Annotated in this window: 24 protein-coding genes; 10 read left to right on the top strand and 14 right to left on the bottom strand. The window is 23.4% G+C overall.

Features of this window, described 5'->3' with window-relative positions:
- Positions 1-53: 53 nt before the first annotated feature.
- On the top strand, positions 54-404 hold the full coding sequence (locus IGS63_RS08835; protein ID WP_190614236.1) for a flagellar protein FlaG: 351 nt from the start codon (positions 54-56) through the stop codon (positions 402-404).
- A 9-nt stretch (positions 405-413) separates the two neighbouring features.
- On the opposite strand, the gene IGS63_RS08830 is transcribed toward IGS63_RS08835, so the two are convergent.
- Genes IGS63_RS08830 through clpX form a run of 3 tightly spaced genes read right to left on the bottom strand, consistent with a single transcriptional unit; the run spans position 414 to position 3551 of the window.
- The gene (locus IGS63_RS08830) at positions 414-1316 is read right to left on the bottom strand and encodes a tRNA dihydrouridine synthase (RefSeq protein ID WP_190614234.1); all 903 of its coding nucleotides are present in this window, start codon (positions 1314-1316) and stop codon (positions 414-416) included.
- Positions 1317-2309: a tRNA (adenosine(37)-N6)-threonylcarbamoyltransferase complex transferase subunit TsaD gene (tsaD, locus tag IGS63_RS08825; RefSeq protein WP_190614232.1), complete on the bottom strand. Its 993-nt coding sequence runs from the start codon at positions 2307-2309 to the stop codon at positions 1317-1319.
- 9 nt (positions 2310-2318) lie between these two features.
- Positions 2319-3551, bottom strand: a complete 1233-nt coding sequence (gene clpX, locus IGS63_RS08820; RefSeq protein ID WP_190614230.1) for an ATP-dependent Clp protease ATP-binding subunit ClpX — start codon at positions 3549-3551, stop codon at positions 2319-2321.
- A 167-nt stretch (positions 3552-3718) separates the two neighbouring features.
- Between clpX and IGS63_RS08815 the strand changes: the two genes are divergently transcribed.
- From IGS63_RS08815 to IGS63_RS08800, 4 genes are all read left to right on the top strand, one after another.
- Positions 3719-4876 carry an ion channel gene (locus IGS63_RS08815; RefSeq protein WP_190614228.1) on the top strand — a complete coding sequence of 386 codons (1158 nt, stop codon included), beginning with the start codon at positions 3719-3721 and terminating at the stop codon, positions 4874-4876.
- 10 nt (positions 4877-4886) lie between these two features.
- Positions 4887-5402, top strand: a complete 516-nt coding sequence (locus IGS63_RS08810) for a cyclic nucleotide-binding domain-containing protein (RefSeq protein WP_190614226.1) — start codon at positions 4887-4889, stop codon at positions 5400-5402.
- Positions 5403-5489: 87 nt separating this feature from the next.
- Positions 5490-6551 (top strand): NAD(P)H-dependent flavin oxidoreductase, encoded by a 1062-nt coding sequence (locus IGS63_RS08805; protein WP_420856924.1) that lies wholly within the window; start codon positions 5490-5492, stop codon positions 6549-6551.
- An 84-nt stretch (positions 6552-6635) separates the two neighbouring features.
- Entirely contained in the window at positions 6636-8372 is a 1737-nt protein-coding gene (locus tag IGS63_RS08800) for a serine hydrolase domain-containing protein (RefSeq protein ID WP_190614223.1), read from the top strand.
- Between the two features lie 29 nt (positions 8373-8401).
- Here the strand turns inward: IGS63_RS08800 and IGS63_RS08795 are convergent, their stop codons facing one another.
- Genes IGS63_RS08795 through IGS63_RS08765 form a run of 7 tightly spaced genes read right to left on the bottom strand, consistent with a single transcriptional unit; the run spans position 8402 to position 13978 of the window.
- Positions 8402-9355, bottom strand: coding sequence for a sensor histidine kinase (locus IGS63_RS08795; protein WP_232521194.1), 954 nt, complete (start codon positions 9353-9355; stop codon positions 8402-8404).
- Between the two features lies 1 nt (position 9356).
- The gene (locus tag IGS63_RS08790; protein WP_190614219.1) at positions 9357-10022 is read right to left on the bottom strand and encodes a response regulator transcription factor; all 666 of its coding nucleotides are present in this window, start codon (positions 10020-10022) and stop codon (positions 9357-9359) included.
- A gap of 12 nt (positions 10023-10034) precedes the next feature.
- Entirely contained in the window at positions 10035-10697 is a 663-nt protein-coding gene (phoU, locus tag IGS63_RS08785) for a phosphate signaling complex protein PhoU (RefSeq protein ID WP_190614217.1), read from the bottom strand.
- A 10-nt stretch (positions 10698-10707) separates the two neighbouring features.
- Complete coding sequence (gene pstB / locus IGS63_RS08780) at positions 10708-11463, bottom strand: phosphate ABC transporter ATP-binding protein PstB (RefSeq protein ID WP_190614215.1); 756 nt, start codon at positions 11461-11463, stop codon at positions 10708-10710.
- Positions 11441-12277 carry a phosphate ABC transporter permease PstA gene (pstA, locus tag IGS63_RS08775; RefSeq protein WP_190614214.1) on the bottom strand — a complete coding sequence of 279 codons (837 nt, stop codon included), beginning with the start codon at positions 12275-12277 and terminating at the stop codon, positions 11441-11443. The genes pstB and pstA overlap by 23 nt, the downstream gene beginning before the upstream one ends.
- A complete protein-coding gene (gene pstC / locus IGS63_RS08770; protein ID WP_190614212.1) occupies positions 12274-13137 on the bottom strand; it encodes a phosphate ABC transporter permease subunit PstC in 864 nt (287 codons plus the stop codon). Before pstC ends, pstA begins: the two co-directional genes overlap by 4 nt.
- 16 nt (positions 13138-13153) lie before the next feature.
- Complete coding sequence (locus IGS63_RS08765) at positions 13154-13978, bottom strand: phosphate ABC transporter substrate-binding protein PstS family protein (protein ID WP_190614210.1); 825 nt, start codon at positions 13976-13978, stop codon at positions 13154-13156.
- Between the two features lie 264 nt (positions 13979-14242).
- Between IGS63_RS08765 and IGS63_RS08760 the strand changes: the two genes are divergently transcribed.
- Complete coding sequence (locus IGS63_RS08760) at positions 14243-14605, top strand: hypothetical protein (RefSeq protein WP_190614208.1); 363 nt, start codon at positions 14243-14245, stop codon at positions 14603-14605.
- Entirely contained in the window at positions 14602-14874 is a 273-nt protein-coding gene (locus IGS63_RS08755; protein WP_190614207.1) for an acylphosphatase, read from the top strand. Before IGS63_RS08760 ends, IGS63_RS08755 begins: the two co-directional genes overlap by 4 nt.
- A 25-nt stretch (positions 14875-14899) precedes the next feature.
- Here the strand turns inward: IGS63_RS08755 and IGS63_RS08750 are convergent, their stop codons facing one another.
- The gene (locus tag IGS63_RS08750) at positions 14900-15580 is read right to left on the bottom strand and encodes a hypothetical protein (RefSeq protein ID WP_190614205.1); all 681 of its coding nucleotides are present in this window, start codon (positions 15578-15580) and stop codon (positions 14900-14902) included.
- Between the two features lie 154 nt (positions 15581-15734).
- On the opposite strand from IGS63_RS08750, the gene IGS63_RS08745 reads away from it, so the two are divergent.
- From IGS63_RS08745 to IGS63_RS08735, 3 genes are read left to right on the top strand one after another with little or no spacing between them, the layout of a single operon-like run.
- Positions 15735-17888 (top strand): HD domain-containing phosphohydrolase, encoded by a 2154-nt coding sequence (locus tag IGS63_RS08745; RefSeq protein WP_190614204.1) that lies wholly within the window; start codon positions 15735-15737, stop codon positions 17886-17888.
- 11 nt (positions 17889-17899) lie between these two features.
- Positions 17900-18319: a type II 3-dehydroquinate dehydratase gene (gene aroQ, locus IGS63_RS08740; protein WP_190614202.1), complete on the top strand. Its 420-nt coding sequence runs from the start codon at positions 17900-17902 to the stop codon at positions 18317-18319.
- Between the two features lie 12 nt (positions 18320-18331).
- Positions 18332-19168, top strand: a complete 837-nt coding sequence (locus IGS63_RS08735; protein ID WP_232521193.1) for a DMT family transporter — start codon at positions 18332-18334, stop codon at positions 19166-19168.
- Positions 19169-19190: 22 nt separating this feature from the next.
- Here IGS63_RS08735 and IGS63_RS08730 read toward each other — a convergent pair whose 3' ends face one another.
- The 3 genes from IGS63_RS08730 to IGS63_RS08720 form a co-directional block, all read right to left on the bottom strand.
- Positions 19191-19565 carry a Rid family detoxifying hydrolase gene (locus tag IGS63_RS08730; RefSeq protein ID WP_190614200.1) on the bottom strand — a complete coding sequence of 125 codons (375 nt, stop codon included), beginning with the start codon at positions 19563-19565 and terminating at the stop codon, positions 19191-19193.
- Between the two features lie 78 nt (positions 19566-19643).
- Positions 19644-20138 carry a shikimate kinase gene (locus IGS63_RS08725; RefSeq protein ID WP_190614198.1) on the bottom strand — a complete coding sequence of 165 codons (495 nt, stop codon included), beginning with the start codon at positions 20136-20138 and terminating at the stop codon, positions 19644-19646.
- A gap of 21 nt (positions 20139-20159) precedes the next feature.
- Positions 20160-21497 carry an HD-GYP domain-containing protein gene (locus IGS63_RS08720; protein ID WP_190614197.1) on the bottom strand — a complete coding sequence of 446 codons (1338 nt, stop codon included), beginning with the start codon at positions 21495-21497 and terminating at the stop codon, positions 20160-20162.
- Between the last annotated feature and the right edge of the window lie 10 nt (positions 21498-21507).

The raw sequence follows: 21507 nt of genomic DNA, 5'->3' as shown, positions 1-21507 counted from the left end.
TTAGTTAATTTTAGACGATAATTTATTGATTAAAAATCCAAGGAGGGATAATTATGGAAATCAGGGATGTTGGAAAAATAAATAATAATATTAATAGCCTTAATAACAGTGCTAATGAAACAAAAATTAATAATCCAAAAAAAGAAAATTCTAACAATACTAAAAACATTAACATTTCTCAAGATAATGTTGTGGATATTTTAAAAAATAAGTTAGAAAAGGTAAAAAAAATATTCAATAGTGATGCAAAGTTTGAAATAAATAAAGATGCAGATATGATAGTAGTTAAAATAGTTGATAAAGATTCAAAAGAAGTTATAAGACAAATTCCACCAGAAGTTTCTGTAAAATTAGCGAAGGCTTTAAATGATGTAGAAGGAATATTATTTGACGAAAAGGCTTAAAAAGGCAAACTAAAAGTTTGCCTTTAATAGTATTTCTTTAATTTTATTAAAATCATTTATTAGGACAATTTTTTCTTTTAATTGGCGAGAATTTGGGAGACCCTTTAAGTATGCAATTAAAATTTTTTTAAATTTTTTAATTGCAAAAATTTCATTTTTATAATATTTTATAGACAATTCTAAATGCTTTATGATAGTTTCTATTCTCTCTTCAATAGAAGGAATTTTGTTTTCAAAAAACCAAGGATTGCCTATAGTTCCTCTTGCAGCTAATACAAAATCTGCATTATATACTTTCATATAGTTTGTTACATCTTCAAATGAAAAAACATCGCCACTTGCACCTACTGGAATATTTACTCTTTCTTTTACTTCACGAATTAATTCTCTATTTGAAGTTCCAGAATATAATTGAGACTGTAATCTTCCATGAATTATTAAGTAATCTGCTCCAGCATCTTCAATAATTTTTGCTGTTTCAAATACATTTATTTTATCGTATCCTATTCTTATTTTTACACCAACGGGTTTTTTTACTACTTTTTTTAGTCCATAAACTATTTCAAATAAATTTTTATGATTAGTTAAAAGTGCAGATCCAGCTCCTTTTTTTACTACTTTTTTTACAGGACATCCAGCATTTATATCAATCCAATCTCCTCTATCTTCAATTATTTTTGCAGCTTCTGTTATAGATATTACAGAACTTCCAAAAAGTTGTATACCAATATTTTTTTCTTTTTTCATAGGTAAATATTCAAATGATTTTTTTATATTTTTATAAATAGCATCTGCTGAAATCATTTCAGTATAAGTAAAATTAGCTCCATGTTTTCTACAAATTTCTCTAAATGGAAAATCACTGTAATCAGCCATAGGAGCTAATATAATTTTTTTATCTAAAAACAACATTTATAACTCCTTTAAAGATAAATTTGGTGCAGCATCAACATTTAAATCAGAAAAAATATTTCTGATATATTTCTCATATCCAGCTCTTGCTATCATTGCAGCATTATCTGTACAAATTTCAATTGATGGATAATAAATATTTAATTTACTAGAAAATTCCGATAATTTTTTTCTTAATGAAGAATTTGCAGCAACACCTCCTGCAATTACAATATCATTAATTTTATTTTTTATAGCATATTTTGTAACTTTATGTACTAAAGTATCAACTAATGCATTTTGAAATGAAGCTGCTATATCTTCTTTTTTTGCATTTGGATTATCTTTCATAAAATAAAGAACTGATGTTTTTAACCCTGAAAAAGAAAAGTCATAGCCATTATTGTATAATGGTTTTGGAAATTTATAAATATCTTTTCCTTTTTTTGCATATGAATCAATTATAGGTCCACCAGGATATCCAAAGTCAAGCATTCTTGAAACTTTATCAAAAGCTTCACCAGCTGCATCGTCGCGTGTTTGTCCAATTATTTCAAAGTCCATATAGTCATTTGCTTTTAATATCATTGTATGACCACCAGATACAAGCAATACAATAAAAGGTGGCTTTAAATTTGGATATTCAATAAAATTTGCATATATATGTCCCATTAAATGATTAACTTTTATAAGTGGCTTATTTAATGAAATAGATAAAGCTTTTGCAAAGTTTAAACCTATTAATAAAGCTCCAACTAGTCCAGGCCCATAAGTTACAGCAATTGCATTTATGTCTTCAGTAGTTATTTCTGCTTCTTTAAAAGCTTGTTTTGTAATTTTATACATAAAATCTATATGTTTTCTTGCGGCAACTTCGGGAACAACACCACCAAAAACTTTATGGATATCTATTTGAGATACAACTATATTTGATAATATTTTATCTTTTCCTTTTAGTAAACAAACAGATGTTTCATCACAAGAAGTTTCTATTCCTAATATTATAGGTTCCATATCATTCACCTACGCTGACTTTATTTCAATATATTTTGCTGGTTCATTTTTTAAAATTACATTCTCGTCTATTATAATTTCAGAAATTTTTCCTGTTAAATCAGGAGCTTCAAACATTATATCTAACATTGCAGTTTCAAAAATACTTTTTAAAGCTCTTGCACCAGTTCCTTCTTTTAAGGCTTTTTTTGCAATTTCTAATTTAGCTTTTTCAGTAATTTTTAATTTTATTTCATCTAATTCTAAAATTTTTTCATATTGTTTAAGTATTGCATTTTTTGGTTTAGTCATTATTTTAACTAAATCTTCTTCATTCAAATCATATAATGTTGTTATTACAGGTAGCCTTCCTATAAATTCTGGAATTAATCCATAATGAACTAAATCATCAGAAGAAATGTGTTTTAAAACTTCTCCAGGTCTTTCTTTAGATTTTTCTTTTATTTGAGCTTCAAATCCCATAGAAGATTTTTGAGTCCTTTGTTTTATTATATCTACAAGTCCATCAAATGCTCCTCCTGCAATAAATAGTATATTAGAGGTATCAATTTTTAAAAATTGTTGATTTGGATGTTTTCTTCCACCTTGTGGTGGAACATTAGCAAGAGTACCTTCTATTATTTTTAGCAATGCCTGTTGTACTCCTTCACCAGAAACATCTCTTGTTATAGAAACATTTTGAGATTTTTTTGCAATTTTATCAATTTCATCGATGTATATAATTCCTTTTTCAGCTTTTGATACATCGTAATTGCATTCTTGTAATAATCTTACTAAAACATTTTCAACATCTTCTCCAACGTATCCAGCTTCTGTTAGTGAAGTAGCATCTGCAATAGCAAATGGAACATCTAAAATTCTTGCTAAAGTTTTTGCAATTAATGTTTTTCCTGTTCCAGTAGGACCAATCATTAATACATTAGATTTTTCTAATTCAATATCTTCTATTTTTTTACTTGAAAAAATTCTTTTATAATGATTATATACTGCAACAGAAATTATTTTTTTGACACTTTCTTGACCCATTACATATTTATCTAATTCACTTTTTATTTCACTAGGTTTTGGTAATTTTTTTGTAGTATTACCTTTTTCAAACATTTTTTTAGTTTTTGATTCTTCAATTAAATCATCAAATAATGTAACACATTCATCACATATATATATACCATTTGGACCAGCTATTAATGCTTCTGTTTCGGTTGATGGTTTTCCACAAAAAGAACAAAATTTTTCTTTCATAATGTAATCCTCCTATTTTTTAAATCTAGACTATTTTAACATTTTATCTAAAAGCCTATATTTCAATAAATTTACAATTGAAAATAATAAAAGTATTTAATATGTATATAAATAATATGTTATAATAGTATTATATAATAAGAACAAAAATTTTTGAAGGTGATTTTATGAAAAAAATTAAAGAATATTATAGAAAAATTAAATTTTATTTAAAAACATTTTTAAGTGAACCAGTAAATAAAATTCTTTTAATTATTTTTGGTGGATTAGCATTAACTGTTTATATAATTTATTTAATAGAAGTAAATAAAAATCCAGAAATAAAAAGTTTTTTTGATTCTATATGGTGGTTTTTTATAACAGTTACTACCGTTGGGTATGGAGATATTGTTCCAAAAACAGTAATGGGAAAAGTAATAAGCATAATAATTATTTTAATAGGTGTTGTATTAGTATCAATATTGAGTGGTACAGTTGCTTCAATATTGGTTGAATTAAGACTTAAAGAAAGAAAGGGGTTAGGAAAGGTGAATTTTAGTGGACACGTAACAATATTAGGGTGGAATCAACATTTAGAAAGAGTTATTAAATCTTTAGGAGAATTTGCAGGGAAAAACTTTAATATTGTTATAGTAAATGATATGACTGAAACAGAATTTGAAGAATTAAAATATAAATTTATAGATATTAAATTAAAGTTTATAAAAGGAGATTTTACTAAAGAAAATGTTTTAAAAAGGGCAAATATTAAAAATTGCAAATATGTAATACTTTTAGCAGATACATACAATGATAAATCTATGGATAAATGTGATGAAAAAACTTTACTATCTATTATAAATATAAGAGCATTAAATAGAAATACTAAAATATATGCAGAAGTAGTTAAAGAAAAAAAAGCAAAAGTTGTTTTAAATGCTGGAGCTGATGATGTAGTAATAAATGGAGAATTAAATCATGTATTTTTAGGAAGTTTAATTTATTCTCCATCATATCCTAAGTTATTTAAAGAATTATTAAACTCAAAAATTAAACTTGAAAGTATTCCTAAAAATTTTATTGGAGAAAATTTTAATTCTTTATTTCAATTTTATAAGGAAAAACAAGGGAAATTAATTATAGGAATATTGAGAATAAAAAAAGGTTTAACAATAGATGATTTATTATCAAATGATAGTGCAATAGATAAATTTATAAAAAATAAATTTGAAGAAGCAGATGAAAATTTTTTTGAAGATACTAAAGAAGAATATGAAGTTATAATAAATTTAAAAGATGATTATGTAATTACTAAAAAGGATACCTCATGTTTTGTAATAGATTAGAGGTGAAAATATGAAGGATAAAGATATTGATTTTTTAAAAAACATTTCTATATTTAATGATTTAAGAGAAGATGAAATAAAAAAAATAATTTCTATTTTAAAAATTATAAAATATAAAACTGGAGAAATAATAATTAATGAAGGAGAAATAGGAGATACAATGTTTGTTTTTAAAGAAGGAAAAGTACAAATAAGTCATCAAATAACTTTAAAGTTAGGAAGTTCTTGGGGAGAAGCTGAAAAATCTATGGCAATATTGGATGGAAGTACAATAGGATTTTTTGGTGAAATGTCATTATTAACAGGTGCTCCAAGATCGGCAACAATAAAAGCAATAACTGATTGTACCTTATACAAAATAGAAAAGAATGATTTTGAAAGATTTGCAAAAAGGAATCCTATAATAGCATATTCAATTATGGAAAAAATTGCAAAGGTCCTTTCAAATAGAATTGTTGGAATGAATGATAATATATTGAAGCTTACAACAGCATTGAGTATTGCACTATCAAAAAGAAAAAAATAATGTTTTGAAATAATTAAATATTTTGATATAATAAGATTGGAGAGAGTAGGGAATTCCTTTATTTGGCTTAAAAATAAAAGGAGTGTGATTGTTATAAAGCTAAATATAGGAGGTCTTGTACCAAAAATACCGTTAATACAAGGTGGAATGGCAGTAGGTGTTTCTTTAGATAATTTAGCTGCAGCAGTAGCAAATGAAGGCGGTATTGGAATTATTGGTACTGCAGGTATTGGTATGCTTATTGATGGATACCAAAAAAAATTTAAAGAAGCAAATATTGAAAGTTTAAAAAAAGTAATAAGAAGTGCTAAAGAAAAAACTAATGGAATTATTGGTGTTAATATAATGGTAGCGCTAACTGATTATGCTGATATGGTTAAAACTGCAATAAAAGAAAAAGTAGATGTTATAATTTCGGGTGCAGGATTACCATTACAATTACCCTCTTTTTTAGAAGAAGGAACAAAGACAAAGTTAATTCCAGTAGTTTCATCAGTAAAAGCAGCCCGGGTAATTTTTAAAAGATGGCTAAAAAAGTATAATTATATACCAGATGCTTTTATAGTAGAAGGTCCAAAAGCTGGTGGGCATTTGGGATATAATAAAGAAGACTTAGAAAATCCAGAATATGCACTTGAAAAAAGCATAGAAGATGTTGTGTTATTTTCAAAAGAAATAGAAGAGAAATATGGAAAAATAGTTCCAGTTATTGCGGCAGGTGGAATTGATACTTCTGATCAAGTAAAAAAATTTTTTAAATTAGGTGCAAGTGGAATTCAAGTGGGAACACCATTTATTACGACTAAAGAATGTGATGCAGATATAAAATTTAAAGAAACAATTATTAATTCAAAAAAGGAAGATATTACAATAATAAAAAGTCCTGTTGGACTTCCTGGAAGGGCAGTAAAAAATAAGTTTTTAGAAGATGTGGAAAATGGAATGAAAAAACCATTTAAATGCGCATATCATTGTATAAAGACATGTAATTTTAAGGAAGCGCCTTATTGTATAGCAGAAGCATTGATGAATGCTGCAAGAGGTGATTTAGAAAATGGATTTGCGTTTTCTGGTGCAAATGGTTATAAGATAAATAAAATAACTACTGTAAAAGAAGTAATCAATAATTTATTTAAAGAAGGAATTTAATTCCTTCTTTTTTATTTTTTAAAATTATGTTATAATTAAGCATGATTAAAATTAAATATTATTCTTTTGTTAATGGAGGACATTATGAAAAAAATATTGCTCTTATTCTTAATAATACTCGTGTTTCCTGTTTTAATTTTTTCTTTTAAAGATTCATTTGAATATAGATTGGGTGCTTTTTTGAAAAATAAAATTAATGAATATAATGTTCCTGGTTTAGTTTGTTCTTATGTGAGAAATGGAAAAGTAAAAGATACATATAGTTATGGCTTTTCAAATTTAGAAAGTAATATAAAAATAAATTCAGAAGAAACATTATTTAAATTAAATGATTTAACAGAAATTTTTAATAGTTATTTATTTCTTAAATTAAAAGAAGATGGAAAAGTTGATTTAAATATTCCTATAAAAGATTATTCTGATATTAATAATGAAGTAAGTTTATTTAATCTTTTAACTCATACAACTGGATATGATTTTTCTAAAATTGGAATAGATAAAAAAATAAATTTAAAAAATTTTTTAATTGAATATAAACCTAAAAAATTATATTCTTCTAGCAAATTTGTATTGCCTACTTTTTATGATAAGGCACTTAGTGAATATTTAATAAGTTATTTGATGAAAGAAAATTATATTCAAATTTTAAATAAAGAAATATTTAGTAAGTTGAATATGGAAAATACTTTTTATGATTATCCACTTCCTTTATATGTAAGAGCAAATAAAGCTATTGGATATGATAGAAATAATAAAAGTTTAATCAACGAAAAAAATTCATTTATGTATTTTAATAAAGGTTATACAACTATTAATGATTTTAATAAGTTTCTAATTGAGATATTGAATCCTAAAAAGTTAAAGTTTGATATTATTAAAAATTTTTTTAGTGAAAAAATAAATGAATATTCTTTTGTTAGAACGTTTGCATTAAATGAAAGAAAGATAAATGAGATAAAATTTTATTATTTAAATAGTAGTTCAAAAGGCTTTTCATCATCGTTAATTGTTATTCCTTCAAAAAATATTGGATTTAGTCTTTTTTATAATAAAAATATGCCTGAACTATATGATGATTTTTTAGATTTTATAGTAGAAAATTTTGTTTATTTAAAACCAGTTGAAATAAAGAAAATGCCTTTTGAAAATGATATAATTGGAACATATTTAAATTTAAATATTCCAAATAAAACTTCAGAAAAATTTTATTATTTGAATAATGGTAACAACAAAGTAGTTTTAAAAAAATTAAGAGATAACAAGTTACGTATTTTAAATCAAAATAAAGTATATGATTATTTAAGCTTAGATAATAATAATACTTTTTTTAATTTAGATAAAAAAAGTATTATAAAAATATCAAACGAAAAAAATAGTAAGATATTATATTTAAAAGATAAAATATATAAAAAATTAAAATGGTATGAAAATCCAGATTATTATAATTTTGGAACATTAATAGGTGAAATAATATTAATATTAATATTAATATTTTTAATATTTAAATATATTAAAAATTTAAAGCATATAAATGAATTAAATTTTGAAATTATATTTGATAGTATTATTTTTATTGAATGTATATTTATACTATTTTTTACCGTAGAATTTTTTAAGACTAATTATTTTGTAAGTGGATTAAATGGATTTGCATCTCTTATACCATTTTTAGTTTTAATTATATCTTTTTTTCAATTTGTATTTACTATTATATCTTTGAAAAAAAATTATTTAACTTTTATGGGTATTATATTGTATATTTTATCGACAGTTGATTCATTGATTTTTATATCTTTTTTTAAATACTATAATTTTTTATAAAATAAAACAGGATAAAATATAATAAAATATTAGATTTTATCCTGTTTTTTTAGATAAATTTCAAAAATACTTCCAACATTCCATTTTGAATCAAATTTTATTTTGTAATTAGAAAGTTCACATAAATATTTTACTATAGATAAACCTAAACCTGATCCTTTGGCAATTTTTGAAGCTTCACTTCCTCTATAAAATCTTTCAAAAATTCTATTTTTTTCATTGTCTTTAATTCCAATTCCTGTGTCAGAGACTATTATTTTATTTGATTTAATTTCTACTTTTATGCTAGAGTTTTTAAAAGAATATTTTATTGCATTTGAAACTAAGTTTCTTATTAATGTATAGATTATAAATTTATCTCCATTTAAAATTTCTGTATTACATACATAAATTAATTTTATATTTTTTTCTTTTATTTTTTTCTCTAAATCATTTATAACATCTTCATATACTTCATTAGGTGAAAATATTTGTGTTTTTAAAGTATAATTACCAAATTCAGCCATAGATAATAATGTCAATTGTTCAATGATTCTTTCTATTTTTGATAAAGCTTTATTAATTGTTTTTATATTGCTTTCGAATTTTTTATTATCTAAAAAATCAAGTAATATTTGAGTGTTTCCCTTAGCAACTGTTAAAGGTGTTCTTATTTCATGAGATATTGAAGAAATAAAATCAGCTTTTACTTTTTTTATAATTTCAGACTCAGTCTTATCTTTTATTATAATAGTATCATTTGGAATATAAAATATTTTACAAAATTTATTTTTTCCATTAAAAAAGTGAATAGTTGTTTCACATTCAAATTTTTGATTATTTAATATACTTTTCATAAGTTCATCAATAGAATTAAAAGTAAAAATGCTCAATAAATTTTTATTTTTATAGAATCCTAAATCTTGTGCATTTTTATTTGCAAATAGTACTTTTATATTTTTTATTTTTATAAATCCTTCTGATATATAGTTTAAATATTCCATTTTATTCTCCATTTTTATTGAATTTATATCCAATATTTCGCACTGTTTTTATCCAAGATTTTCCTATTTTTGATCTTATCATACTTATATGAACGTCGATAACTCTATCCGTTATATATTCATCACCATACCATACTTTTTCTATTATATTATTTCTTGAGAAAATTTTTTCTGGATTACTAGATAAAAGATATAGAATTTCAAATTCTTTTGAAGTCAGTTCTATTAATAAATTATTTTTTTTTACTGAAAAACTGTCTGGTAAGAGTTCTAAATTTTTATATTTTAATATTACATCATGTTTTTTCAATCTTTTTAAAAGAGATCTTGTTCTAGCAATTACTTCACGAGGATTAAATGGCTTTGTTATATAATCATCAGCTCCTAATTCAATTCCAAAAATTTTATCTCTATCAGTATTTTTAGCAGATATAATAATGATTCCAGTATCTGGATTTTTAGATCTAATATTTGGAAGATCATCAATTGATTCTCCGTCTGGAAGCATTATATCTAATAGAATAATATCTATATTATTTTTATTTATAATGTTTTTTGCATCTAATATAGTTTCAGACTCATATATATCATAATTTTCAATTTTTAAATATGTTTTTAAAATATCTCTTATATCCTTATCATCTTCTACTATTAAAATTGATGCCATTAAATTCCTCCTTTATAGAAATGTTGTAAGTTCTTTACTTGTTTCTATATAAACAATTTCTTCACACAAATTTGTGCAATGATCAGCGATTCTTTCAATATCTCTAGTTATTAATATAAATGGAACAATTAATTCTTCATTTAATTCTTTTGACTTTATTTTTTTAAAAACATCATTATAAATTAGTTTTTCCAAATCATCTATTTTATTATCTGTTTTCCATGTTTTTATTGCAAGTTCAATATTTTTTTCTCCAAAAGCTTTAAATGTATCTTTTATCATTTGTAAAGAAATTCCTATTATTTTTCTAATTTCTTCAGTTAGTTCACATTTTATGTTTTCATTTGAAAATTTTATAGTTTTTTGAGCAATATTACAGGATAAATCACCTATTCTTTCTAAATTACTTGAAAATTTTGCCATAGTCATTGCGTATCTTAAATTTTTTGCAAGAGGATTGTATCTTGCAATTATTTGATATACTGATTCTTCAATATTTCTGTTTAAATCATCTATGTTATCATCTAATAAAAGTACTCTTTTAGCTAATTTTATATTATAAGTTTCTAAGGATTCAATAGACATTTCATATGATTCAAGTACTAAAGATAACATTTTTGATATATCTGCTTTTAGCATTAATAATTCATTTTCAAAATGATGTAACTCTGTCATTTTATCACCTCTATCCTATTCTACCGTTTAAATAATCTTCTGTCAATTTTATTTTAGGAGCTTTTATTATATTTGAAGTTAAACCAGATTCAATTAACTCTCCTTGATACATAAAATACATATAATTAGAAATTCTTATTGCTTGAGCTAAATTATGAGTTACTATTATTATAGTATATCTTTCGGAAAGCTCTTCTATTAATCTTTCTATTTTTTGAGTGGCAATTGGATCTAAAGCCGAAGTAGGTTCATCTAAGAGTATTACTTCTGGATCAATGGCAATTGCTCTTGCTATACAAAGCCTTTGTTGTTGTCCACCAGATAAAGAATAAGCAGATTTATTCAATTCATCTTTAACTTCATTCCAAAGTGCAGCTCCTTTTAAAGATTTTTCAACAATTTTATCAATTTTTCTTTTATCTTTTATTCCATGAATTTTTAATCCAAAAGAAACATTTTCATATATTGACATTGGAAAAGGAACTGGTTTTTGAAAGACCATTCCAACTTTTTTTCTAAATATCGTTAAATCTAAATTTTTATCATATATGCTTTTATTTTCATAAATTAATTCTCCGGTTGTTTTATAAGAAGAAACTTCATCATTCATTCTATTAATGCTTCTTAAAAGAGTAGATTTTCCACATCCAGATGGACCAATTATTGCACTTATTTTATTTCTTTTAAAGTTTATATTTATATCTTTTAAAACTTGTTTATTTCCATAAAAACTATTAAAATTTTTAAAAGTTATTATGTTTTCCATTCATTTTCCTCCTTAAGTTAAATGCAATTCCATATATTAAAAGAATAAAAAGCATTAAAAATGAAGCAGTTGATTTTGCCATCCATTGAGCATTTTCACCATATGCCATTGAAATATTATATATATGAGTTGTTAAAGTCATTACTGGTTCTTTTAAAGAATGAGGTAATCGAGTTGAATAAAACACAGCTCCTGTTAATAAAATTGGTGCTGTTTCACCTATTATTTTTCCAGAACCAATTAATACAGAAGTTGTTATTCTTGTTTTAGCAGCAGGAACAATTACCTTAAAAATAGTTTCTGTTTTCTTTGCGCCAAGCGCCATTGAAGACTCTCTTAAAAAATTAGGAACGGAAGATATAGCTTCCTTTACTGTTGAAGCTATTATAGGAAGTGTCATAACGGCAAGTGTTAAACTTCCTGAAATTATAGAAGTTTTTAAATTCAATCCAATTGAAAAAAATGATAATCCAAAAAGTCCAAAGACAATAGATGGAACACCAGATAATGAAGTAATTGAAATATCTAAAAAACTTCCGAGTATATTGTTTCCGTATTCAGATAAAAAAATCCCTGTTAATATACCTATTGGAATGGATATTATCAAAGTTAGTATTAAAAGCAAAAAACTTCCTAAAATAGCAGGGAAAATTCCTCCAGCTGTCATCATATCTTTTGGAAATTGAAAGAAAAAATCGAGTGAAAAATTTTTAATTCCACTGAAAATAATTACTGTAAATAAAGAGAGTATTACAGAAAACACAAAGTAACTTATTACTCTAAATATTATTGAAATTATAAGGTCTTTTTTCATACTTTAAAACTCCTTGATATTTTCTTTGAAATAGTTGTCAAAATAATAGAAATTATTAGTAAAATTAATCCAGCAACAAATAAGGAAGAATAATGAATGCTTCCAAGTTCAACTTCTCCCATTTCACTTGCAATTGCTGCAGTTAAAGTTCTGACTGGATCTAAAATATTAGTTGGAATCATATTAGCTCCACCAGCAGCCATTAAAACTATCATTGTTTCTCCAATTATTCTATTTATAGTTAATATAGAGGAATTTAATATTCCACTCATTGAAGCTCTTGAAATGATTTTAAATCCAGTTGTAAATTTTGTTGCTCCTAATGCCAATGAACTTTCTTTTAAGGATTTATCAACAGAATCCATGGCTTCTTCCATTAAAGAAGATGTATATGGAAGTGAAATAATTACAAGACCAACACTACCAAGCAATAAATTTTCTTGAGACCATGCACCTATATTTAGCATCCATGGAGAAATATAAATCAACAAAAACATACCTATTATTACTGATGGAACTCCTGATAATAGTTCAACAGAGTATTTTAATATTTTCTTTTCATTATTTTTGGAATAATTGTTCATAAAAAAAGCTATAATGTATCCCAAAGGTAGAACTATTACAGAAGATAAAAATGTTATAATTAAAGAATCAAACAACATAGTTAAGAGTCCATAAGATGCTGGATCGCTTGTTGGATACCAGTCAAAGTTTAGGAAAAGGTCCGCTCCAAAATTTTTCAGAGCGGGTAAAGATTCTTTAACTATGAAAATAAATATTGAAATTAACATTATAATACCAGTGAGTGCAAAAGTATATATAAAAAACGTATTTATTCTATGCTTTAATTCTCTATACAATAGTTACAACCCCTTTTTAAAAACCGTATGCAGCTACATAACCAGCTTTTTCAACTAATTCTTGACCTTTTTTTGAAAGTCCAAAGGTTATATATTCTTTTATAATACCTGTTTCTGGATAACCTTTTGATGCATCTATGAATACATATAATGGTCTTGAAATTGGATATTTTGAAGTTAATATATTTATCTTTGAAGGAATTATATTTTCTACAGTTACAACTTTTACTTTATCTGTTACGTATCCTACTCCAACATAAGCAATTGCATAAGGGTTAGTTGCAACAGAATCAATTTCAAATTGAGTTGATTCAACCATTTTGACCCAAGGTGCAAGTCTTTCGCTATCTAAAACTTTTTTTTCAAAAGTTTCATAAGTTCCTGAAGCTGTATTTCTTGAATAAATTACTATTCTTTTTTTAGGTAAGTTTGGATTAACTTGATTCCACATGATTATTTTTCCTGTATAAATTTTTTTTAAGGTGCCCTTACTTAAATTATTTATATTTAATTTAGGATTTGTAATGATAGCTATACCATCATAACCAACTACTATTGGAATAAAATATTTATCTTCATCTTGCATTTTCTTTATTTCTTTATTTTTTAACCATCTAGAAGAATCGGCAATATCTGTTGTTCCATTAAAAAGAGCTGCAATTCCTGTTGATGATCCTGCACCTTCGAGAGTTGCTGTGAAATTTGAGTTTTCTTTTTTTAATTCTTCAATCCAAAGTTGAGCAATTGGAAAAACTGTGTTAGAACCTTTAATAATTAATGTTTTTGAAAAAAGGGTAGAAATAGTTAATGCTAATAAAATGATTAAAAAAGTTTTTTTCATTTTTTTCCCTCCATTTTTTGATTGTATTTCAAATACACTTATAGTATAATTTTAATTTTTTATTTATTTCTTAATATTTTTTAAGAAATATTAAGAAATTTAATTTTATATTATTTTTTTACAAATTAGTAATTTTTTATTATTTTATATCGGTAAATTTTGTTTTTGTGTGAATGAATATGTATTTTTATATTCAAATATTAAAATTAAGTTGATTTTTTTTAATAAATCATGTATAATAAAAAATAAGGAGGTGAAAAAAGTATGGATAACTTTACAAAAGAATTACAAGAAATAATAGAATTAAAACAAATAGTGGATGCTTATAAAAGTTATATAAGTGGAAAAGGTAAAGTTCCCATACAAGAATTGTATTTAGATGAAAAATTAAAAAAGACTTTAATGAGTGTATTAGAAGAAGAAAAAGGATTTTTAATAAAAAATAATGATATATCTTTGGATGAAAAAAATTTTGATATAGATGCTGGAGATCTGTTTCAAATAATTGAAAAATTTAAAGAAATGGGATTTGAAACAGAATATATATTTTCAAAAAATTTAAATGAAATGTTTATAAAAGTAAAGAAAGTAAAAGAACCTGGTTCTTCATTAGGAGGATTTGAATGATTTTAAAATTAAAAGTTTATGGTAGAGTTCAAGGGGTGGGGTACAGATATTTTATAAAAAATATAGCTTTAAAATTAAATATAAGTGGATATGTAAAAAATCTTCCGGATGGAAGTGTTGAAATTTTAGCTAAATCAGATGAAAAAAATTTAAGTTCATTTAAAGCTTTTGTTATTAAAGGAAACGGATTTAGCAGAGTTGAAGATATAGAAGAAAAAATTTTGGATAAATTAGAAAATAATATTAATGAATTTGTTGTGAAATATTAAAAAATACGGATAACATCCGTATTTTTTAATATTTTTTTGTATTTATTATAATTTTATTTTTAGTAATTTTAAGAAGATTATTAGAATTCTTGGGAATAAAAATATTTAAATATCCTTTTGAAGAAATTTTTAATTGACTATTAGTATTTATTTTAGAATATTTAATGGTACCAGAAAAGTCAAATGAATTAATGTTTATAGATTTAATATTTAAAGACACATTACTTTTTATTGATGTAGCATTTATTTGAAGTTCATTACAAAAGTAATTTCCTAAAATTTTAACGTCAGCACCATTAATATACAACGATTTTCCATAAAATTTTGTATTTAATTCTATTCCAGATCCAATTAACTTAAAACTATTTGATTTTAAGGTCCCATTTATATTTATTTTGCCAGAATTTATTTGTATTTTTTTAAAAGATCTTTTGCTTCCTATAATTATTTTATAGGTTTGCTTTGTATTAAGTGGAGTACTTATACTTAATGTGTTATTTATTTTTTTTATAATTAAATTTTTGGGTAAATAAAGTTTATCCGTACTACTATCAAATGATATTTCTACATTATTTGAAAAGATTTGTAAATTTTCATGATAATTGTATAAAGTTGTTGGATAAGTAGTTTTCCCAGTTATATCAGGAAAAAACAAAAAAGAAGTCATTAAACCCACTATTAAAAACATCCACCATTTTAATTCCAAGTTAAACACCTCGTATTTTTTTAATTATATTATATTATATCAAACTTTAATTAAATTTTGAAGTGAAAAAAAGATTAAATTTTTAATATTTTTTTGATATAATATAATAAAAGTTATATTATATAATTATATAAATTAAAAGTTGGTGAAAATAATGAAGAAAATTTCTATTGGAATATTTATTTTATTTATTTTTATAAGGGTTTTTTCTTATAATTTAAATGTAGGGACATATGAAAATTATCCAATTTCATTTACTAAAGATAATAATGTAAAAGGAATTTTTTCAGATATATTGAATTTTATATCAGAAAAAGAACATTGGAATATAAATTATACAATTAAACCTCAAAAAAATATTATGAAAGAATTAGAAGATGGAAATTTAGATATAGCTTTTGCATTTGGTTATTCTTTAGAAAGAAGCAAAATTTTTAATTATAATACTATTCCAATAATATCTGATTGGGGGGAAGTTTATACTAATTATAAAGAAGATATAACTTCATTTAAAGAGTTTTCAAATAAAAGTGTTGGTGTAATGAAGAGTGATATATTTTATGAAGGAAAAAATGGAATAAAAAATTTATTAAATGGTTTTGGAATTAAATGTAATTATATTGAGTATGATACTTATGATGAAATAATGATAGCTTTATCTAAAAATATAATTGATATAGGAATAGTTCCAAGGATTTATGGATTAATGAATGAAAAAAAATATAATATAAAAGATACAACACTTATGTTTTATCCTATAGAACTATTTTTTATATTTTCTAAGAATGTAGATAATTCTATAATTAATACAATAGATATGTATTTAAAAAAAATGAAATATGATTCAAATTCAATATATTATAGTATTTTAGATAAATATTTACAAAAAAATGCAAAAAACAAAGTACCAATGTGGATTTATATAATTATCATTAGCTCAGTTATGATTATCTTTATATTATTTTTTATAGTATATTTATTAAAAAAAATTGTTTCCAAAAAAACTAAAAAGATAAAAGATCAAAAAGAAGAAATAGAGGCTTCATATGAAGAAATGCAAGCTCAAAATGAACAATTAAAAAGTAATAATTTAGAACTTGAAAATATGTACAATGAAATGGAAAAAAGCAAAAAAAAGTTAGAAGAAAAGTATAATGAAATAACTTCTCTAAATAATATTTTAGATATAAGTTTAAAAAGTGAAGAATTTGAACATAAAAGATTTAAAAAGTTATTAGAAATTAATTCTAAAATATCAGATTTTTTAAAAAGAGAAAATGATTTTTTATTATCAGAAATGTTAAAAATATCTATTAATGTTATAAATTCTGATTATGGAAGTGTTTATAAATTTGTAGGAAATAAATGGATATTTGTAGATGCAATAGGTCATGATATAGGGATTTTGAAAACACTTGATTTAGATAAAAAATATGTATTTGATGTTTACAATGTTGAAGTTGTTGAAAATATAGAAAGATATAATACTGAGATACCAAAAAGTACTTTAGAAAAATTAAAAAAAGGAATAAAAAAAAGTAGATATACACTTTTAATTCCATTAATAGTAAATGGAGAAAAGATTGCTGGTATATCTTTTGATAATAAAGAAAAAAAATTTACAAATGAAGATATAGAAATAGCCAAAGCATTTAAAACTCTTTCAGAAACAATATTAAAACAAAAAAAATATGAAAATAATTTTAAAAAATCTTATGTAAATTTTGCAAATAAACTTGCCATGGTTGCAGAAGCTCATGATGAAATAACTGGAAACCATATAGAACGAGTTGGAATTTTATCAGAATTTATAGCAAAAAAAATGAATCTTAATGAAGAAATGGTAATAAAAATAAGAAATTTTTCTCCATTGCACGATGTTGGAAAAATTTTTATTCCATTAAATATTTTAAATAAAAAAGGAAAATTAAGTGATGAAGAATGGAATAAAATGAAAAAACATACTCTTTATGCAAGAAAATTATTAGAAGACAATGAATATTTTAAAGTTGCATTGAATATAGCGTTGTATCATCATGAAAAATACGATGGAACGGGTTATCCATTTAATCTTATTGGGGATAATATTCCCATAGAAGCTCAAATAGTTTCTATTGTTGATGTTTATGATGCTCTTAGATCAAATCGTCCTTATAAAGAAGCTTTTTCTCACGAAAAAACCTTTCAAATATTAGTAAATGGAGATGGAAGAACTCAACCAAGTCATTTTAATCCAGAAATATTAAAAATTTTTATTAATTATGAAAAAGAAATAGAAAGTATATATAATCAAATATTTAAAAATTAAGGAGAATAAAAATGATATTAATTATTAATGGTCCAAATTTAAATATGTTAGGAAGAAGACCAATAAGTGTATACGGTGATGGAAGTTACGATGACTTAAAAGAATTGCTGAATGAGTGGTCTGAAATTAATAAAATAGATATTGAAATATTTCAATCTAATATAGAGGGAAAAATTATAGATAGAATACATCAATTAAATTATGATGGATTAATAATAAATCCAGGAGCATATACACATTATAGTTATGCAATAAGAGATGCTCTTGAAATATTAAGTATTCCAAAAATAGAAGTTCATATATCAAATATTTATGTAAGAGAAGAGTTTAGAAAAAATTCCGTAATTTCTGAAGTATGTAATGGAAAAATAACTGGATTGGGATTTAAGGGGTATTTATTAGCACTAGAATATTTAAAAGAAAAAATTTAAGGAGGAATTTAAGTGGTAAGAGCTTTTTTTGCATTGTTGATGGTTACGTTTCTTTGGGGTTCTACATTTCCTTTTATAAAAATGGCAGTTAATGGTGAATCTGTTTATTTATACTTATCACTTAGGTTTTGGCTTGCAGGAATATTATCTATGTTTTTATGGAAGAAACATTCTTTAAAGTATGGTTTAATAATAGGAATTTTTATTTCTCTTGGACAAATAACTCAAACAATTGGATTAACACTTACTACAGCTTCAAAAAGTGGATTTATAACTTCTTTATATATAGTGTTAGTTCCAGTATTTGCTTATTTAATTGAAAAAGAGAAACCAACTTTAATGCAAATAATAGCTTTTCCAATATCTATATTAGGTTCATATTTTTTATCAGGCGGAGTTAAAGGTTTTAATGTTGGAGATATTTTAACAGTCTTATGTGCAGTATTTTATGCTTTGTCTGTTGTATATATTACTAAATATTCAAAAATAGTACCAGAATCATCATTATTATCTTATCAATTTATTGCTGTTGCAATAATGAATACAGCCTTAGCATTTACTTCTCCAGGTGGAAAAGTATCAATTCCATTAATTTTAGTTGTTATATATACGGCAGTTTTTTCAACTATAATTGCTACTTTATTTCAATCTAAATATCAAAAAATTTTGGGTAATAATATGTCTGCATTTGTTTTTATAGGAGAACCAATATTTGCAGCTTTTTTTGCATTTTTAATATTAAAAGAAACATTAAGTGTCAAACAATTTCTTGGCGCATCTATAATGATTATTTCATTAATAATTGGAACTATTCCTTCTAAAAATAAAGAAAAAATAACTCCAATATAAAAAATAAAGAGGCTTAGCCTCTTTATTTTTTATATGCAATTAATTCAATTTCAATATCTGAATCTTTTGGTAATTTAGCAACTTGTATTGCAGAACGTGCTGGTGGATTATTTTTAAAGTATTTGCCATAAATTTCATTCATATCTCCAAAATCATCCATATTTTTTAAGAAAACAGTTGTTTTTAATACGCAATCTAAAGAGCTCCCAGCTGTTTCTAAAATTGTTTTTATATTTTTAATTATGAGTTCTGTTTCTTTTTTTATATCTCCTTTAATTAGTTCACCATTTTCTACAGGTAATTGACCAGATAAAAAAATCAAGTTTTCAAAAATATTTGAAATTGAATAAGGACCAATTGGTTGTGGAACTCCTTCTGGGTTATGAATTTTTTTCATATTAGTACCTCCCTTAATTTGATATATTAAATTATAACTCTTAATTAAATAAAAAAAAAACAATCAATTAAATAGAATTCAATTGATTATTTCTTTTAAAAGTTTCTCTAACGAACTATTTATAGTTAAACCCGATAAGTTTACTTTTTTAAATGAATTGTATAAACTTTTTCTTTCTTCCCAAATGTTTATTATGTTTTTATTTTTTAATAAAGGTCTTTTAGTATCTTTTTCTAATCTTTTTTTTAATTCTGAAATTGAAACATAAAGAAAAATAGTATATTCATTTTTTAAAATATTAAAATTTTCATCATCTAAAATGATTCCGCCACCTGTAGAAATTATTCCAGAAGTATAAAAATAATTTATTTCTTTTAATGTTTTTTTTTCAAGAGTTCTAAAATAAGTTTCACCATTTTCTTTAAAAATGTTTTCAATAGATTTTTTTTCTTTTTTTTCAATTTCACTATCTATATCAATGAAAGGAAGATTTAAAATATTACTTAATTTTTTTCCTAAAGTCGTTTTTCCACATCCCATCATTCCAATAAGAAAAATTTTTTTTGATATCATTTTTAATACTCCTATTTAATACTATTTTAATTCATTGTAGAGTTCTTCTATTTTTCTTTCATATTTTGTAAAAATTTTCAATAAGACAGGATTAAAATGTTTTGGATTAGTTCTCCCATCTCCTTTTAAAATTATATTTAAAACTTTATTATGATCAAATGCTTCTTTATAAGAACGTTTTGAACGCAAGGCATCATATACATCAACAATACCAACAATTTGTGCTTCAATTGGTATTAAATTTTTAGAAAGTCCAAATGGATATCCAGTTCCATCATATTTTTCATGATGATAAAGTGCTATGTTTAAAGCTGTTTTAAAATATTTGCCATTTAAAAGTTTTTTTGAATTTATAGTATGTTTTTTTAATTCTTCCCATTCTTGAGGGGTTAAAGATGTTTTTTTATTCAATATTTCCTTTGGTGTAAATATTTTTCCTATATCATGTAATTGTGCAAATTTTTTGATATCATTTACTTTTTTGCTATTTAGTCCAATTTTTTCTGCTATGAATCCAGATAAAATACTAACTCTTTTTACATGGTTACCAGTATCTTCATCATATCCTTCCGAAATTATTGCAAGTTTATTTGCAAACTCATAATAAGCTTCTTTTATATTATCGTGAGATAGTTTTTGATTAAAAAATGATTTAGTTATATTTGAAAAAGATTCCATTAACTCTATTGAAGTATCATCAAAATTTAATTTATTTTCTTTTGAAATATCTAATGATATATTCAAGGCTAAGGTTTCATTTAATTTTATATAAGATGCAAGAGTTTCTTTTGTTGGTTGTGTAGCTAAAAATAATTTTTCTTTTATTTCTTTTTTTAAATTTTTATTTCTCTTATTAATGTTAATAATTTGAATACCTTCTTTTGGATTAATTTCATAAACATTAAATTTTAAAGTTTTTAATAAGTTTATATTGTGTCCTATTGTAGAAATAAAGTTCCATTCTCCATTTTTTATTAATGAAATTGATCCATAATTAGATTGTGGAATAAAATTATGAGCTGTTTCTAAAAGTTCATTACAAAAATCATCTAATTCCATATTATTATTTCCCAAATCTCGAGTTAATTCAGTTAATTGTTTTAATTTTTTTGAAAGGTTATTAATTTTTAAAAATGAAGCATTTAATTTTTTGTTTAAATTTTTTAATTCTAAATTTTTATTTTTATTATTTATTTTTTTTGTTAAGATATAAATATAAAAAAAAGATAAAAAAGTTGTAATAGTCATAATTAGGGAAGTAATAAATAAAATATAACTATTTTGCTTATTTAAAAATTCAAAAAATATAAAAAATAATATAATTAAAATATAAAATATGATATTAATTTTTTTTATCATTAAATATCCT

The sequence above is a fragment of the Tepiditoga spiralis genome (assembly GCF_014701195.1).
Taxonomy (GTDB): Bacteria; Thermotogota; Thermotogae; order Petrotogales; family Petrotogaceae; genus Tepiditoga; species Tepiditoga spiralis.
This window is presented reverse-complemented; position numbering and strand designations above follow the sequence as displayed.

What these genes read in the sequence shown, in the direction of transcription:
- IGS63_RS08835 (WP_190614236.1), top strand. Translation starts at nt 54, where the DNA reads ATGGAAATCAGGGATGTTGGAAAAATAAATAATAATATTAATAGCCTT.
- IGS63_RS08830 (WP_190614234.1), bottom strand. Translation starts at nt 1,316, where the DNA reads ATGTTGTTTTTAGATAAAAAAATTATATTAGCTCCTATGGCTGATTAC.
- tsaD (WP_190614232.1), bottom strand. Translation starts at nt 2,309, where the DNA reads ATGGAACCTATAATATTAGGAATAGAAACTTCTTGTGATGAAACATCT.
- clpX (WP_190614230.1), bottom strand. Translation starts at nt 3,551, where the DNA reads ATGAAAGAAAAATTTTGTTCTTTTTGTGGAAAACCATCAACCGAAACA.
- IGS63_RS08815 (WP_190614228.1), top strand. Translation starts at nt 3,719, where the DNA reads ATGAAAAAAATTAAAGAATATTATAGAAAAATTAAATTTTATTTAAAA.
- IGS63_RS08810 (WP_190614226.1), top strand. Translation starts at nt 4,887, where the DNA reads ATGAAGGATAAAGATATTGATTTTTTAAAAAACATTTCTATATTTAAT.
- IGS63_RS08800 (WP_190614223.1), top strand. Translation starts at nt 6,636, where the DNA reads ATGAAAAAAATATTGCTCTTATTCTTAATAATACTCGTGTTTCCTGTT.
- IGS63_RS08795 (WP_232521194.1), bottom strand. Translation starts at nt 9,355, where the DNA reads ATGGAATATTTAAACTATATATCAGAAGGATTTATAAAAATAAAAAAT.
- IGS63_RS08790 (WP_190614219.1), bottom strand. Translation starts at nt 10,022, where the DNA reads ATGGCATCAATTTTAATAGTAGAAGATGATAAGGATATAAGAGATATT.
- phoU (WP_190614217.1), bottom strand. Translation starts at nt 10,697, where the DNA reads ATGACAGAGTTACATCATTTTGAAAATGAATTATTAATGCTAAAAGCA.
- pstB (WP_190614215.1), bottom strand. Translation starts at nt 11,463, where the DNA reads ATGGAAAACATAATAACTTTTAAAAATTTTAATAGTTTTTATGGAAAT.
- pstA (WP_190614214.1), bottom strand. Translation starts at nt 12,277, where the DNA reads ATGAAAAAAGACCTTATAATTTCAATAATATTTAGAGTAATAAGTTAC.
- IGS63_RS08765 (WP_190614210.1), bottom strand. Translation starts at nt 13,978, where the DNA reads ATGAAAAAAACTTTTTTAATCATTTTATTAGCATTAACTATTTCTACC.
- IGS63_RS08760 (WP_190614208.1), top strand. Translation starts at nt 14,243, where the DNA reads ATGGATAACTTTACAAAAGAATTACAAGAAATAATAGAATTAAAACAA.
- IGS63_RS08755 (WP_190614207.1), top strand. Translation starts at nt 14,602, where the DNA reads ATGATTTTAAAATTAAAAGTTTATGGTAGAGTTCAAGGGGTGGGGTAC.
- IGS63_RS08745 (WP_190614204.1), top strand. Translation starts at nt 15,735, where the DNA reads ATGAAGAAAATTTCTATTGGAATATTTATTTTATTTATTTTTATAAGG.
- aroQ (WP_190614202.1), top strand. Translation starts at nt 17,900, where the DNA reads ATGATATTAATTATTAATGGTCCAAATTTAAATATGTTAGGAAGAAGA.
- IGS63_RS08730 (WP_190614200.1), bottom strand. Translation starts at nt 19,565, where the DNA reads ATGAAAAAAATTCATAACCCAGAAGGAGTTCCACAACCAATTGGTCCT.
- IGS63_RS08725 (WP_190614198.1), bottom strand. Translation starts at nt 20,138, where the DNA reads ATGATATCAAAAAAAATTTTTCTTATTGGAATGATGGGATGTGGAAAA.
- IGS63_RS08720 (WP_190614197.1), bottom strand. Translation starts at nt 21,497, where the DNA reads ATGATAAAAAAAATTAATATCATATTTTATATTTTAATTATATTATTT.